Source organism: Paenibacillus sp. GCM10027627 (genome assembly GCF_042675505.1).
Lineage (GTDB): Bacteria > Bacillota > Bacilli > Paenibacillales > Paenibacillaceae > Pristimantibacillus.
This window is the reverse complement of sequence record NZ_JBHTHB010000005.1, coordinates 451,212-464,356: the sequence shown is the minus strand read 5'-3', so window position 1 is coordinate 464,356 and position 13,145 is coordinate 451,212. Positions and strand designations below refer to the sequence as shown.

13 protein-coding genes are annotated in these 13,145 nt (G+C 48.5%); 9 read left to right on the top strand and 4 right to left on the bottom strand.

Annotation, left to right across the window (positions count from 1 at the left end):
• Positions 1–130 precede the first annotated feature (130 nt).
• Positions 131–877 carry a DUF975 family protein gene (locus ACFQZE_RS19490; protein WP_379360091.1) on the bottom strand — a complete coding sequence of 249 codons (747 nt, stop codon included), beginning with the start codon at positions 875–877 and terminating at the stop codon, positions 131–133.
• Positions 878–1,062: 185 nt separating this feature from the next.
• Here ACFQZE_RS19490 and ACFQZE_RS19485 point away from each other — a divergent pair, with 185 nt between their 5' ends.
• The 3 genes from ACFQZE_RS19485 (at position 1,063) to ACFQZE_RS19475 (ending at position 3,761) form a co-directional block, all read left to right on the top strand.
• Positions 1,063–1,281 (top strand): hypothetical protein, encoded by a 219-nt coding sequence (locus tag ACFQZE_RS19485; protein ID WP_379360089.1) that lies wholly within the window; start codon positions 1,063–1,065, stop codon positions 1,279–1,281.
• Between the two features lie 114 nt (positions 1,282–1,395).
• Positions 1,396–3,048 (top strand): ATP-binding protein, encoded by a 1,653-nt coding sequence (locus ACFQZE_RS19480; protein ID WP_379360087.1) that lies wholly within the window; start codon positions 1,396–1,398, stop codon positions 3,046–3,048.
• Positions 3,049–3,050: 2 nt separating this feature from the next.
• Positions 3,051–3,761, top strand: coding sequence for a response regulator (locus tag ACFQZE_RS19475; protein WP_379360085.1), 711 nt, complete (start codon positions 3,051–3,053; stop codon positions 3,759–3,761).
• A gap of 117 nt (positions 3,762–3,878) precedes the next feature.
• Here the strand turns inward: ACFQZE_RS19475 and ACFQZE_RS19470 are convergent, their stop codons facing one another.
• Both ACFQZE_RS19470 and ACFQZE_RS19465 read right to left on the bottom strand, forming a co-directional pair.
• A complete protein-coding gene (locus ACFQZE_RS19470) occupies positions 3,879–4,658 on the bottom strand; it encodes a class I SAM-dependent methyltransferase (protein WP_379360083.1) in 780 nt (259 codons plus the stop codon).
• A 31-nt stretch (positions 4,659–4,689) separates the two neighbouring features.
• The gene (locus ACFQZE_RS19465; RefSeq protein WP_379360081.1) at positions 4,690–5,763 is read right to left on the bottom strand and encodes a tripartite tricarboxylate transporter substrate binding protein; all 1,074 of its coding nucleotides are present in this window, start codon (positions 5,761–5,763) and stop codon (positions 4,690–4,692) included.
• A 340-nt stretch (positions 5,764–6,103) separates the two neighbouring features.
• Here ACFQZE_RS19465 and ACFQZE_RS19460 point away from each other — a divergent pair, with 340 nt between their 5' ends.
• From ACFQZE_RS19460 to ACFQZE_RS19450, 3 genes are all read left to right on the top strand, one after another.
• Positions 6,104–7,810: a hypothetical protein gene (locus ACFQZE_RS19460; RefSeq protein ID WP_379360079.1), complete on the top strand. Its 1,707-nt coding sequence runs from the start codon at positions 6,104–6,106 to the stop codon at positions 7,808–7,810.
• Positions 7,811–7,835: 25 nt separating this feature from the next.
• Complete coding sequence (locus tag ACFQZE_RS19455) at positions 7,836–8,966, top strand: phosphotransferase (protein WP_379360077.1); 1,131 nt, start codon at positions 7,836–7,838, stop codon at positions 8,964–8,966.
• A 90-nt stretch (positions 8,967–9,056) separates the two neighbouring features.
• Complete coding sequence (locus tag ACFQZE_RS19450; protein WP_379360075.1) at positions 9,057–9,560, top strand: HIT family protein; 504 nt, start codon at positions 9,057–9,059, stop codon at positions 9,558–9,560.
• A gap of 114 nt (positions 9,561–9,674) precedes the next feature.
• Here ACFQZE_RS19450 and ACFQZE_RS19445 read toward each other — a convergent pair whose 3' ends face one another.
• Complete coding sequence (locus tag ACFQZE_RS19445) at positions 9,675–10,643, bottom strand: NAD(P)-dependent alcohol dehydrogenase (protein ID WP_379360073.1); 969 nt, start codon at positions 10,641–10,643, stop codon at positions 9,675–9,677.
• Positions 10,644–10,908: 265 nt separating this feature from the next.
• On the opposite strand from ACFQZE_RS19445, the gene ACFQZE_RS19440 reads away from it, so the two are divergent.
• The 3 genes from ACFQZE_RS19440 (at position 10,909) to ACFQZE_RS19430 (ending at position 12,945) form a co-directional block, all read left to right on the top strand.
• On the top strand, positions 10,909–11,457 hold the full coding sequence (locus ACFQZE_RS19440) for a MarR family winged helix-turn-helix transcriptional regulator (RefSeq protein ID WP_379360071.1): 549 nt from the start codon (positions 10,909–10,911) through the stop codon (positions 11,455–11,457).
• Between the two features lie 169 nt (positions 11,458–11,626).
• Positions 11,627–12,076, top strand: a complete 450-nt coding sequence (locus tag ACFQZE_RS19435; RefSeq protein WP_379360069.1) for a hypothetical protein — start codon at positions 11,627–11,629, stop codon at positions 12,074–12,076.
• Positions 12,073–12,945 (top strand): SDR family oxidoreductase, encoded by an 873-nt coding sequence (locus tag ACFQZE_RS19430; protein WP_379360067.1) that lies wholly within the window; start codon positions 12,073–12,075, stop codon positions 12,943–12,945. The genes ACFQZE_RS19435 and ACFQZE_RS19430 overlap by 4 nt, the downstream gene beginning before the upstream one ends.
• Positions 12,946–13,145: the final 200 nt, after the last annotated feature.

Genomic DNA, 13,145 nt, shown 5'->3' with positions numbered 1-13,145 from the left:
AACAAAAACACCTCCAAAGTTGTCCTCCACATCTTACGATGTCTCGGCATTTTCTTGAAGGTGTTTTGATTTGTCTCACACTATGGGGTCAGTTCCAGGGGGACCTCGGAATGCCAGGCTTTTTTCAATTTTAGTAGTAAGGTTGAGGTGGCGGCGGAGGTGGAGCAAGCTGCAGTTCTCCGCTAGTTGTCAAACCGTTCGCGAGGGCGAGCTCGCGCAATTTCAAATACAGCTCAGCTCTAGTGGCGTTGATGTAAGGCATAACGAACAGGACGCCGACGAAGCAAGCAAGCGTACCGAGCAAAATCCACCCTAGGAAGCTAAGATGAAGGACAAAAATACGGAATTTATGGCCTCTTGTCATCTGGTTGCTCAGTTCAACCGCACGGCGGGCTCCGATGTTCGGATTGTCGGCGAGAATAAAAGGCACCAAGCTGTAAGCAATCGATTTAACGATGCCGGGAATGATAAGCAGCAAATACCATAAAAAGTTTAGGAATCCTTTCAATAACATCGCTTTGACGACTAGCCAGTAACGCTTGTTTGTAAAGGAGTAGCCCAAGTCGTTCAGACTCGTTTGATCTTCGGCGGATTGTTTGAAATAACGATTCGCCCCAACTTCGAGAGGAAAACCTAAAAAAATTCTAAAGGCAAACGCAAATAGGAGGCCAAATGACATAACGGCTAGAATGACCCCTAGAAATACCCAATCCAATTGGGTTCCCGTTGATACGGAACTATCGGAAGTGCTTGAGTAGCCGGATGGATTAAGTCCCCCTGCCGCAATCGCCAATATAAAGCTGGCCAAAAACGCTTTCCAATACGATGTTCGCAATACATCTTTTGCTCTTGCTTTCAGTTCTTTACGATCCCACACATTGATCCCTCTTTTCTCTATTCTGGTATTAATCCTACAATAAAACCCACTTATTTCCTAGCAAAAAAACAAGAATCGACAATAAATAGAAGATTAACTTAGCAATTAAGATCAAAAACGATTTCCATCCCTTTGTTATTCTATTGTCAGAAATAATAATTATGAGCGAAAAGGAAGGGTTGAATATGAAATTTCAAGGCACTCCACTTGTAAAAGCATTGGCAGTCGGTCTCGTCGCCGCCGTCGTGATCACTTGCATAAATACGGGAATCGGACTGGCATTCGATTGGTTCAAGGGCCATCCGATTGAAGTGGAATGGTTTTCCACTCCGAAAATTTTTGTGTTTGTCGCTGTGTTTGCTTTTGCAAGCGGTCAGTATCTTTCTTCCGCAGAAAAGCATTAACGGGGGCCGCTGCCCCCATTTTGGTTGCTCAATGCCGCCTAATTGATTATAGTTGAATTCTAATACTATAAAGCGCTTTCATTTAGCGAATTCATGAACTAGGGCGGTCATGCGATGAGAAAACCGGTGAAAGGATTCAAAGTCCGATTGCTGACACAGTTGGTGGTTTTAATTTGCGCGGTTGTTTTTATTGGCATGTCCCTTGCCGGAATGCTGTTTTCTTTTATGCTGAACGATATATTGAAGTACCATATTGGGCAGCAGGCGATGACGGTGGCCAAGCTTGCCGCGGGTGACAAACAAATTATTCACGCCTTCGGACTGCCTGATCCATCGACAGCGATTCAGCCCGTGGCGGAGAGAATTCGGATTGAAACGGGCGCCAGCTATGTCGTCATCGGAAATATGGACAATATCCGGTACTCCCATTACGACCCGGTGCAAATTGGCAAGGTGATGGGAACATCGAACGAGCCTGTCTTTTTGGAGGAGATGTCCGTCGTTTATGAAGGCAGCGGTGTTTCAGGGCCGGCGATCAAAGCGAAAACGCCAATCCGCAATCAACAAGGAGATATTATCGGAGTGTCTTCCGTCGGTTTTTTGCTGGACGAGGTAGAGGACAAAATCGCTCAGTATTACAAAAGAATTATGGGGCTTACACTGCTGCTTTTTTTGCTAGGCTTTGTACTGGCGTACTTAATTGCTCTCCGGGTCAAAAATTTAACTTTGGGGCTGGAGCCTAGTGAAATTTCTTTTCTTTATAAAGAAAGGGAAGCGACGCTGGAATCGATTCGCGATGCTATCGTAGCCGTTGATATGGAAGAAAAGGTCGTTACGATGAACAAGCGGGCCCGCGAGCTGCTGCACAAAAACTTGCTGGTAGGCGAGAGGCTTAGCCATCACTATTTGCGCGAAGTGATCCGGGCTGTGACAACGACGGGCCAAGGCTACAGCAACGGCAAAATCTTTTTGGATACACAGCTTTTTGCCATGCATGTGGAGCCGATTATGCAAAGCGATGAGGTGAAGGGCGCCGTTATTACATTCCGGCCGGAATCTGAGATCGAGCAGCTCGCAAATGAGTTTTCAGAGATGAAAGCCTACTCTGAAAATATGCGCGCCCAAAACCACGAGTATTTAAACAAATTAAACATTATATACGGACTCATCAGCTTAAAGCACTACGATAAAGCGATCGACATCATTTCGGAGGAAGTAAAAGAGCGGCAGGACATGATCGGATTTCTGATGAGCTCGGTAAAGGTTCCGCTTATTGCGGCATGTCTGCTTGGCAAAATCAATCGCTCCAAGGAGCTGAAGGTGGGTCTGGAAATTGATCCGGACAGTCATTTATCGTATTTGCCATCTGATGCAGACGCTAAATTGCTCGTTACCGTACTCGCCAATATTATGGACAACGGGATGGAGGCGGCCAGAGCGAAGAATGAAGGGAATGCTAAAGTAAAAGTGTCGTTCACCGACCTCGGCAACGATCTTGTCTTTGATATAGAGGACAATGGGCGGGGCGTAGCGAAAGAGCAGGAAAAGAATATTTTTGTAGAGGGATATACGACCAAACAAGGCGACAATCACGGCATAGGGCTGACCATCGTCAAACATGCGCTCAAAGAATTGAACGGCGAGCTGTTTATTGACCGCAGTTCTCTTGGAGGGGCCAGGTTTACCGTTGCAGTACCCAAAAAAGAAGCAGGCACGGCTGCAACGATAAGAGCTTCAAGGCCGAAATTAGCTCAAGCGGAGGGATAGCGATGGCGGGAAACGAGATTAAGGTCATGATTGTGGAGGACGACAGTCTTGCGGTCAAAATATATGAACAATTTACTCATAAAATAGAAGGATTCCAAATCGTCGCTTCGGCCAGCGACGGCAGTCAGGCGCTGGAGCTGCTTGAAGTGTTTACGCCTGATCTGGTTTTGCTTGACGTCTTTTTGCCTGATATGCGAGGCATTGATTTGCTTTGGAAAATTCGCCAGTCTCAATTGCAAATCGACGTTATCCTCATTACAGCGGCGAACGATACCGAAACGGTGAGCGATGCGATTAGAGGCGGCGCATTCAGCTATATGATCAAACCGATTATGATCGATAAATTTACATCCACGCTGGAACGTTACAAAAGCGTTCGAGCCGAGCTGAACCATCGTCAAATTGTTGACCAGCATGTTGTCGACCAATTGTTCCGTCCCGTACATCCTGCTGTGCCGGCCGGAACGGCGCTTAAAGAAGCGGTTCTGCCCAAAGGTGTCGATAAATTAACGCTGAAGCTGGTGCGCGATAGAGTCAAATTGATTTCTGAGGCCATTGGGGTAGAGGAGCTTGCGGAGCTCGCCGGAATGAGCCACTCCACGGTAAGAAGATATTTGGAGTATATGGTGTCTATCGGTGAAGTAAAAGTCGATACCAGTTATGGCGTAGTAGGACGGCCAGAGAGGAAGTACAAATGGTCGCTGAAGGAATAAAAAAGGGTCTGTCTCGTTAAAGCCGGTTTTCCGGCGAGAGACAGACCCTTTTTATTAGTCCATAATTGCGGATTGTCTTATAGTCCTTCTCGTTTGCAAGCTAATCCCTTTCGCCAGCTAATCCTTAACAAATTGGGCCATCCATTCATCAATTTGAATGGACAAGATTTGGCCGTTCTCAACGACAAGGCCGCAATACTGTTGCAAGTCCGAATCGGCATGAAGCAAATGCGAGCGGACGGCTTCGACCTCATCGTCCGTATCGGTTGTGCGCCTTACCCATGAAGGGAAGTCAAACGTCTTTTTCCGCGTGCGGGAATGCTGAAGCTTAAGTCCCTCGTCTTGCATCCAATCGCTCCATTGCTGAACCGAATAGCAGCGAACATGGCTGGAGTCTCTAAGCTTTTCCGTTCCATTAACGAAATCCGCAATCCGTGCATCTTCTGGGACGATATTGTCGATTAGCAGCAGCTTGCCGCCGGGTTTTAATACTCTGGCCGCTTCTTTAACAAATTGTCCGGGGTTTGGAAAATGGTGCGCGGCAATCCGGCAAGTGACGACCTCAAAGGAATTCGGCAAAAACGGCAGCCCCTCGGCATCGGCTACTACAAACATGACGTTATCGGTAATGGATGCCAAATGTTTTTGCGCGGCGCTCAGCATATCGACGGTTAAATCCGTGGCGAATACCGCAGACACATGCGGCGCAAGCTGCTTGGTGGCATGCCCACCTCCAGTGGCGATATCGAGCGCTCTCCAGCTCTGCTGCGGCTCAAGCCACTCTAGCATGAGCGCCAAATCGTCGCCTTTGGCATGAGTTTCACTGGTCACGTATTTTTCGGCGTTTTTCCCGAATTGCTGCCGAACGGCCTCTTTAAGCTGTTCATCCTGATTCATGGATGGAACTCCTCCTCCTGCTTAAGCTTTTCTACTTTTTCTCCATGCCAAGCGAAACGAGAACTTCTTTAATCGATGTTTCTTGCACTTCCAAAAAGGCTTGGAAGTCGGCGGCGTTTTTATATCCGTTCTCCCAGCCGTTTGCTTCGAGCTGCTTCTTCCATTCTTCCGTTTCGGAAAGAGCTTTCAGCTGTGTATTCCAAAACTCCACAGCGTCAGCAGGCATATCTTTGTTGCCAAACAGTCCGCGCCAAATGGTAAATTCGGCGTCGATGCCTTGCTCTTTATAAGTCGGGATGTTCGAGAACTGGTTCGTCAGTCTAGCCGGGGCGGAAATGCCGAGCACTTTCACTTTTCCTGCTTTCAAATATTCGCCTACGCCAGAAATATCTGTCGATAGAACATCGACGTGGCCTCCAAGCAGAGCGGTAATCGCTTCTCCGCCGCCGTCATAGGAAACATAACGAATTTTGGTGGCATCGATTCCTGCTTTAACGGCAGGAAGCATAGCAATGAGATGATCCTGCGAGCCTGGTGCGGAACCGCCGGCAAGAGACAGGCTAGCGGGATCGGCTTTCAAATCGGCGAACAGCGAAGCCAAGTCATTGTATTTGGAATCTGCGTTGACAACAATGGCTCCATAATCCGTTGTGAGCTGCGCAAGCGGAGTAAGGTCGCGGAACGAATAAGGGCTGTTGCCTTCTGCTCTTAAGTTGTTAATGATAAGCGGGGCGGAAGGAAGGAACAGTTTGTATGGATTATTTTTGTCCTGAGTCACAAATTCGGACAATCCGACCGCTTGGCCGCCGCCCGGTTTATTTTCAACGATAATGGATTGGGTGATCAGCTTTGTATCCGTGTAGGCCTTGGACAGAGCTCTTGCCGTCAAATCGAGTCCGCCGCCTGCGCCGGATGGGGCCATAATCGTAATCGATTTTTCTGGATAGGACGATTTTGGAGCTTCGGATTGCTGTGCAGCCGGTGCGCTTCCGGACGGCTCAGAGGATGGAGCAGCTGAGTTGTTCCCGCCGCATGCCGCAAGCCCTAAAGCCAGAATCATAAAAATCAAAGACGTTTTCCACTTTGCATTTGTTTGTTTTTTCAAAGTAACCCCTCCTGTATATGATAACGCTTTCAATCTCAATTCACACGTTATCACAGGAGCTGGTGCTTACATAGTTAACGAGCATTTGTTGCAATCTTCTTTTATCCGTCATTTTTTTCATATTTTTTACGGTACCCGGCTATTTCCCCTCATTTTGCCGCATATCGCCATTATATCTTAAATTAGGTATGTTGGAGTTGTAAAATAAGGTATAAAATAGAAGCTGGACTATTTTCCTAGAGAGGTGAGACCCACGAACCGGAAACCGGTTTTGCGGCTTACATATCGCAACTTTCACTTGCAAAGCCTCGTTAGGAGGGAGTAGAAACGGAGGGATTTTATGGATGGCGCGAACCGCGCTGCAAGTCAATTTTTAGACAAGCTATGGCCTCTATTCCTCTTATTGATAGCTGCTGCTGCCTTGCAAGGATGCGCCAAAGGAGATTCGGATGATGGGAATGGGAGTCTTCCCGACATTCCTTTACTAGAGAACGTACAATCTATTGCGGTATACCATCGAAACGGACCTATTATTATGGAGCAGAGAGACCCCGAAATTATTGGGCAATTGCTTGACGGGATGAGGAGGGCAAAGCCTTCATCGATCGGCGATCCGGAGTTTTCGGGCAAGCTTTATGAGCTTGTGCTAACCGGTTCGGAGCAAACGGTTTCTTTTTCTATTAATGATTTGGAAGGAACGGCGTCTACTGAAGCGAGCGTTAAACTGTATGCGACGCTTCCGGGAGAGGAGCGTGTTGCGGCATGGTGCGTTCCAACCGATTGGATTCAACTGCTGCTGAATCCAAATGGGAGGGAGGCTATGCCTGTCCTGAAAGTCACTCCCGATGAAACGAATGATAGCGTAACGCTTGTAGGGAACCGTGATATTAACGAGCAGTCGTTAAAAGAGGCTATTGAGGCTTCCTTGCTTATGAAACCGCCGTATGGAAAAGTAGCCGACAACTATAAGCTTCATTTTTCCGACCCCCGCCGGGTCATCATCCGTTTCCCCGATTTGCCTGAAGGGGGAATCGCCGAATTTATGGTCGATGGAACGGAAACGGCAGATGGCAAGCCGTTCAAACTGAATTCGGACGATAGCAGCAGATTGATCGTTATCCGGCAGGGCCTCCCATGGAGCGGGCTTCGCTGGGTGGATACGAGCGGCATAACGGTTCGTGAGCACGGGTTCGACGGAGCTACGCTCATTCAGCCTGTTGAATTTAAATCGGAAGAGTTGTTTCTTTATGGCAGGTCGCATTCCGTTTATCGGTTAAACCTATTGACGGGAAGCGCTTCTGATATCGCCAATAAGGAATGGGCTTCCGGCGAAGAGGGATATAGCAGCGACAGCGGAGTAAGCAACCTCTATTCTTATTCGGCGGATCGCAATACCCTTTATGCGGCAAGAGGGCTAAAGACGATTCATCTTGTAAAAAAAGACGGCTCCACAAAAGAGATATATAAGGCTGAACGCCCCATATACGGCATGGCTGCTTCGCCGAACGGGAAATTTATTGCGATTTTGCTTGATTCCGACTCCAATTTGGGTCCTTATGCCGATCTTGTTGTTTTGGACGAAAACGGAGGTCTCCTCTCCGAGTTTAAAAAAGCAGCTTATACCTCCCACAGCGAAGGCTGGCATTTCATCTATCCTATCGCCTGGACCGATTCAGAGACGATAGCTGTTCCGTTAATCGGAATTGAGCCTATCCAGCGTGGAAAAGCGTTGTATCACTATAAAGAGGGACTGCTCGCCAGCGAAAAAAATGCCGTTTTGCCGGAGGATGCCGCAGCGATTTTGAAATCGGCGATATCGGGCATCAGCGAGTGGGATATCATTCGGGTATTGCCGGCATTAGGCGACAGCGATGCGCGCTACTATGCCGTCTACGTTGCCGGATATGGAAGTTGGCTAATTGATCGCCAAGAGAACAAAGCGGCTTCCATCGGCTCGGGCGCCCTTGTAGAGTGGACCTCTGAGGGAGAAATCGTCGTATGGCATTCTACGGAAGGGAAATCGGCTGACTTTGCTGGATTGGACTAGTGTAAGGGGGTCAAGCTTTTTACAAATGACAACTAATATGGCGGTAAATCAGCTTTTTGAGAACAAAACGGAGCAGCTTCTTTTATGTCTTCGGCAGATGTTTCCGGATGGCGAGCCGGTCATTGAAACGGTGGTTTGCGAAGATTTGCGAGAGCCTACGCATAATTTCACGACGGGGGGCATCTTCCGCTTGCGGGGAGAGGTAATCGTAGGGTATGACAAGCGGCCGTGGACTCTCATCGTAAAAGCGATAAAACGGGACAGCCCGGAAAAAGACGATCCTTGGCATCACAACTATTGGAAGCGGGAGGCGCTCGTTTTTCAATCCGGTATTTTGGACAATCTTCCTTCCTATATCGGGGCTGTAAAATGTTATTTGCTGGAGGAGCAGCTGGATGGATCGATCTGGATTTGGATGGAGCATGCCAAAGGAGTTCCGCTGGTTTCGGATCGGCACTTTGCTAGGGTTGCCCGCTATATAGGCCAATTGGGCGGAGCTTATTTGACGGGCGCCAAGCTTCCCGAAGAGGAATGGATATGCAAGAGATGGCTTTGGTCATGGGTTCAAGGAAGCCGGGAGTATGCTCCCGATGTGGAGGACTATGCCGATCGTTTAAGCCAAGAGAGCGACCGCAGTATCTGGCTGTGGTTTAAAAAATTTAGCAGCGAAGCGGATAGCGGGCTAAACCGGCTGAACTCTCTGCCTCGCGTGTTGGCCCATCAAGATTTAAGCTGGATGAATATGTTTCTTGAGGAAGAAGAGGGAGATGCTCGATTAACGCTAATCGATTGGCAGTTTATGAGTCTTTCGGGTGTTGGAGAAGATTTGGCTAAGCTGTTTGGCGTCATCATGAGCTTAGAAGTGTTCCCGCTTGAGAGGTGCAGGGACGTTCAAGCCTCCCTATTTCAAGCTTATGTACAAGGGCTGAGACAATCGGGCTGGTGGGGCGACGAGAGGGTCGCCCGCTACGGATTTTGCTTGGCGGTCGCAATGCGCAGCATTTGGGAAGTGCCTAAGTATATAGAGCTGGCTTGGAAGCTAGAGAGCGGAATCGCTCTTTCGACTGCCCGGCATGACGCAGAGCGGCTAAAAGAAATCATCGCCATCCAGATGGAACTGGCGGAGGAAGCGGAATCGCTGCAGCCGTTTCTTTAAGTGCTAGCCGGATTAAATTGCCCGGGCCCTGCTTTTATGTCTGATGACTTGCAAGCTGAACAACAGCAACTACGCCAAGGGGTGGACCACATGTCGAAACAATTGATATTAGCCGACGGGAGAACCGTGCAAGTCGAGTGCTTGAGCTGCGCTTTAACTAGCGGTCTAGTGAATCCGACGGGCGGAGTCATTTTTGAAAACGATTTGTTTCATGCTCATCAGGATGTGGCGTATCCCATTAAAGGACTGGTTATATTGGCCGCCAAAAGGCATTTTTACGCTATGGATGAATTGACGGATGAAGAACAAACGGAGTTTATGTCTTTGATTTACAAAATTCGAAGCGAGCAGCGGAAGCGCCTTGGTATTGAGAAGGTGTATTATTTTTATAACGAGGATACAACTCATCATTTTCATCTGTGGATGGTGCCGCGTTACTCTTGGATGTATGAATTCGGCCATTCCGTACAGTCGCTTAGGCCGGTTCTGTTGCATGCACGCAACCATATGAATACAGAAGAGAATATGAAAGAAGTGCTGGGGGGCATAGAGGCGTTAAGAGAAGGTCTTAAGGGGTTTTCGGAAAACGGCTAGGGGCAAAACTGAAGCGAATGAGTCGGAAAGAACATTTTAGGAAAAAAAGGCTAAGGATAGAAGAGGGCGAAGTGTCCTCGCTCTATCCTTTTTTTTCGTGAGCGGAGGTTTGGTCTAGGGTTCGTAGGTGATGATTACGTTACCCCGCTTTCGTTCGGTATCGACATACCGATGCGCTTCCGCCATTTGCTCGAGCGGATACCTCCTATCGATCATAGCTTTAAGTTTGCCGGCTTCCGCTAATTGCTGAAGATAGGTCAGGTTGTTTTTCGACTGCATTAAACCGGCCGTTACAAAAACCGCTTTTTGGCCCCCGAAGACGGCTGTGCGAAGCATATGAAACAGAATAGATAGGCCGGGAACGGTGGATAGATATACTCCTGCCTCCGTCAATGCGCCTTTGCACTCGGAGAAAGACCGCTTTCCTACCGCGTCGAAAATGACGTCATACCGTTTGCCGGAAGCCGTAAAATCCTCTTTTGTATAATCGATTACAAAATCGGCCCCGGCTAAGCTTACCCGCTCAAGATTGGAGCCGCTGCATACGCCGGTAACTTCGGCGCCCAGCGCTTTGGCCAGTTGAACGGCGTACAAGCCGACAGCACCTGAAGCGCCGTTTATTAAAACGCGCTGTCCGCTTTGAATCTTTGCTTTGTCTCTTAAAAAGATTAAAGCGGTGGGAGCTCCATCGCAGACGGCTGCTGCTTCTTCGAAAGTTAAGCGGCTCGATTTGACGATGAGCGGCGAATGCTCTGGCAAACAAAGGTATTCGGCGTGAGCGCCCATCTTATTTGCGCTTAATCCAATAACGGGGTCACCTGTTTTAAACCCGGTTACTTCTTTGCCTACGGCATCGACAACTCCGGAAAATTCAACTCCAAGCATCGGATTTCGTGGCCTTTTTAAACCGTAAATGAGCCTTACGACAAAAGGATCGCCCCTCCGAAAGGCGCAATCGGCCGGACCAACGACAGCAGCACGCAGCTTGATCCGCACCTCATTGCTTTTTGACTCCGGCGTGTTGATTTCTTTAAGTTCAAGGACATCCGGGCTTCCATACTTCGGACAAATGATTGCTTTCATTTTTTTTCCCTCCTGTATTTGTTGTAATTTTGAACTATAACTCACTTTTTCAAATAGCTCCGCTTACTCGGTAAGACTTCGATTAAAGTAAAGATTTATATACATAATGTATTTTAAACTTTACATTGTGTCAATTAAACTTTACAAATGGGTTCTCTTTTTACAAAGATGGGTCACAAAAAGCAATAAGAAGCAATGAAGAGCAATAATGCCTTCTTTGCTGGGGCGGGTTGACAAACATATAGTTAGGTGCCATACTATATCCATGGATAACCAATTTAAAGTTAAACATGAGCTCAATGAAATTCCTACGCTTGAGCAAGCCAAGCGCCAGATTGAAAGCTATCAGCTAGGTGCGGATGCTCAGGCCGTGCTTGTTGCCTCCAGGCTGATGGCTGCAGGAGCGAAAATCGGACATGCCGCTGAAATTCACTTTTCCCGGTTTGGACTTTCGACGGGGAGATACCGCCTGCTTGCCGATCTTGAGGATAACGGCGGAGAGGAGCTACCCTCGCAGCTCGCCGAGCATCTTGGCGTCACACGCGCAACCGTAACGGGATTAATTGACGGTCTAGAACGCGATGGCCTTGTTAATCGCAAGGCAAGCTCCGAGGACGGACGGCAAAAGTCGGTTATGCTGACGGAAGCCGGAAGGGGGAAGCTCCGCGACATGGCTCCCGAGCATTTTGCCAGACTAGAAGCGATGGTTGGTTCTCTTAGCATGGAAGAGCGGACTGTTTTTTTGGATTTGCTTGGTCGAATTACGGGGGGCATGTCCGCGCTTACGGAGGATGGGGACTGGTCACGAAAATAGATTGGTAAGCTTCTCGCCTCGAATGAAGTTGTTGCAAGCGAATAAGAGTAAATAAAGGCTAGCCTGTCTAGCCTCTTTTTACTCCTATATAGTTAGGTGGCTAATTATATGTCATCAGAGACATTATTGGTCATCAAAGAGTCATTTACAAAAGAGAGGCGGTACAGAAATGAAAAAAAAGTTTGTATTGGCAAGCGAAGTAGTGACGGCTTATCTGGTTCCTGCGGTTATGGCCGGAGCGGGTGGCTTACTGACCGGAAATGAGGAGCTTCAGCTTGGAGCAGTCACCACAATTGGCGGGGCCTCTGCATTCACGGCGCTAGCGCTTGGACTTTGGCTGCGGGGCAAGGAGAGGAAGAGGGGGTGGCTTATTCGTGCTCCCCGGCTCGTTGTCGTTTTTATTTTAGCATTGGCGGGAGCTTTGACCGGCTTTGTCGGAGCGTTGGCAGGAGCCGAATTAGTAGGCGCGATAGATGCGGCAGGTCGGTGGAATTGGCTGGCCGAGCGAATGCGGTTTGATTTCCCGCTGTCAGGTGCGATTGCGGGTACCATCATGGCATGGCGATGGCATCGCTATGCCACAGCAACTATTTTTTATAATGGAGGCGTTCAAAAATGATTGTTGTCATAGGAGCATCGGGAACGATTGGAAAAGCTTTGCTGGAGAGTCTAAACGATAAGGGAGCGAAAGTCAGGGCGGTTAGCAGGCAGCCGGAGCTGTTGCGGCAAGAGCTTGGGAGCTATGTCTCATCCGATGCGGAATCACATATCATGATGGGCGACGCCAGCGACCGTGAGTCGTTGCGGCGTGCATTTGCTGGAGCCGATCAATTGTTTTTAGTTTTGTCCAACAGTCCGAGGCAGGTAGAGTGGGAGACGTCCATAATAGAAGAAGCTGCACTATCGGGGATTAAGCATATTGTGAAAATATCCAGTCCCGTCTTTCAAGCGAGCGCTCCGGTTGCGGTAGCAGGCTGGCATGGTGAAATCGAAAAAGCGCTGGAACGATCCGGCATGGATTATACAATCTTGCGTCCTTATGCTTTTATGCAAAACCTGTTCCATCATGTGCCCGCCATTAAAGCCCGCAACGCCTTTTTTGGAACGATGGGCGAGGCTGCCTGCAATTTTGTAGACGGCAGAGATATTGCAGACGTTGCAGCGGAAGTGCTCACGAACCGGGAAGTGCAAGGCGGTATTTATACACTTACGGGTGCGGAGACATTCAGCTATCCGCAAATAGCGGATCAATTGTCCCGGTTGCTGGGCCGGAATATTGAATATGTAAATCTGGATTCCTTAGCGTTATATCAACAGTTAACGGAACTAGCGGGAATGCCGCCATGGATCGCGAGACATGTGGTGGAAATTCAAGCCATGGCTCGTATGGTGCCGGAGGGACCAACCGGGGATGTGCAGCGTTTGCTTGGGCGAGAGCCGCGCACTTTAGATGCTTTTCTTCGGGAACATATCGGCAAGTTTGACTGAGCACATTCGATTTGCTATTCTTTTTGATAGAGATGCTTGGAAGGAGACTTAATCGATGGCAGGAACTCTGTAATGGTGACGAATGAATGGAAAACTATCCTTTGGACAAAGGGATAGGTATGCCTTCTTTTACCATTACGAGGGACGCTAAGGTTAAGCAGTTATAGAACCCGTGCGGACACTTTTGGTGTCCGCTTTTT

Bases quoted from the DNA above. Each gene is read 5' to 3' on its own strand.
- ACFQZE_RS19485 (WP_379360089.1), top strand. From the start codon at position 1,063: ATGAAATTTCAAGGCACTCCACTTGTAAAAGCATTGGCAGTCGGTCTC.
- ACFQZE_RS19480 (WP_379360087.1), top strand. From the start codon at position 1,396: ATGAGAAAACCGGTGAAAGGATTCAAAGTCCGATTGCTGACACAGTTG.
- ACFQZE_RS19475 (WP_379360085.1), top strand. From the start codon at position 3,051: ATGGCGGGAAACGAGATTAAGGTCATGATTGTGGAGGACGACAGTCTT.
- ACFQZE_RS19470 (WP_379360083.1), bottom strand. From the start codon at position 4,658: ATGAATCAGGATGAACAGCTTAAAGAGGCCGTTCGGCAGCAATTCGGG.
- ACFQZE_RS19460 (WP_379360079.1), top strand. From the start codon at position 6,104: ATGGATGGCGCGAACCGCGCTGCAAGTCAATTTTTAGACAAGCTATGG.
- ACFQZE_RS19455 (WP_379360077.1), top strand. From the start codon at position 7,836: ATGACAACTAATATGGCGGTAAATCAGCTTTTTGAGAACAAAACGGAG.
- ACFQZE_RS19450 (WP_379360075.1), top strand. From the start codon at position 9,057: ATGTCGAAACAATTGATATTAGCCGACGGGAGAACCGTGCAAGTCGAG.
- ACFQZE_RS19445 (WP_379360073.1), bottom strand. From the start codon at position 10,643: ATGAAAGCAATCATTTGTCCGAAGTATGGAAGCCCGGATGTCCTTGAA.
- ACFQZE_RS19440 (WP_379360071.1), top strand. From the start codon at position 10,909: ATGGATAACCAATTTAAAGTTAAACATGAGCTCAATGAAATTCCTACG.
- ACFQZE_RS19435 (WP_379360069.1), top strand. From the start codon at position 11,627: ATGAAAAAAAAGTTTGTATTGGCAAGCGAAGTAGTGACGGCTTATCTG.
- ACFQZE_RS19430 (WP_379360067.1), top strand. From the start codon at position 12,073: ATGATTGTTGTCATAGGAGCATCGGGAACGATTGGAAAAGCTTTGCTG.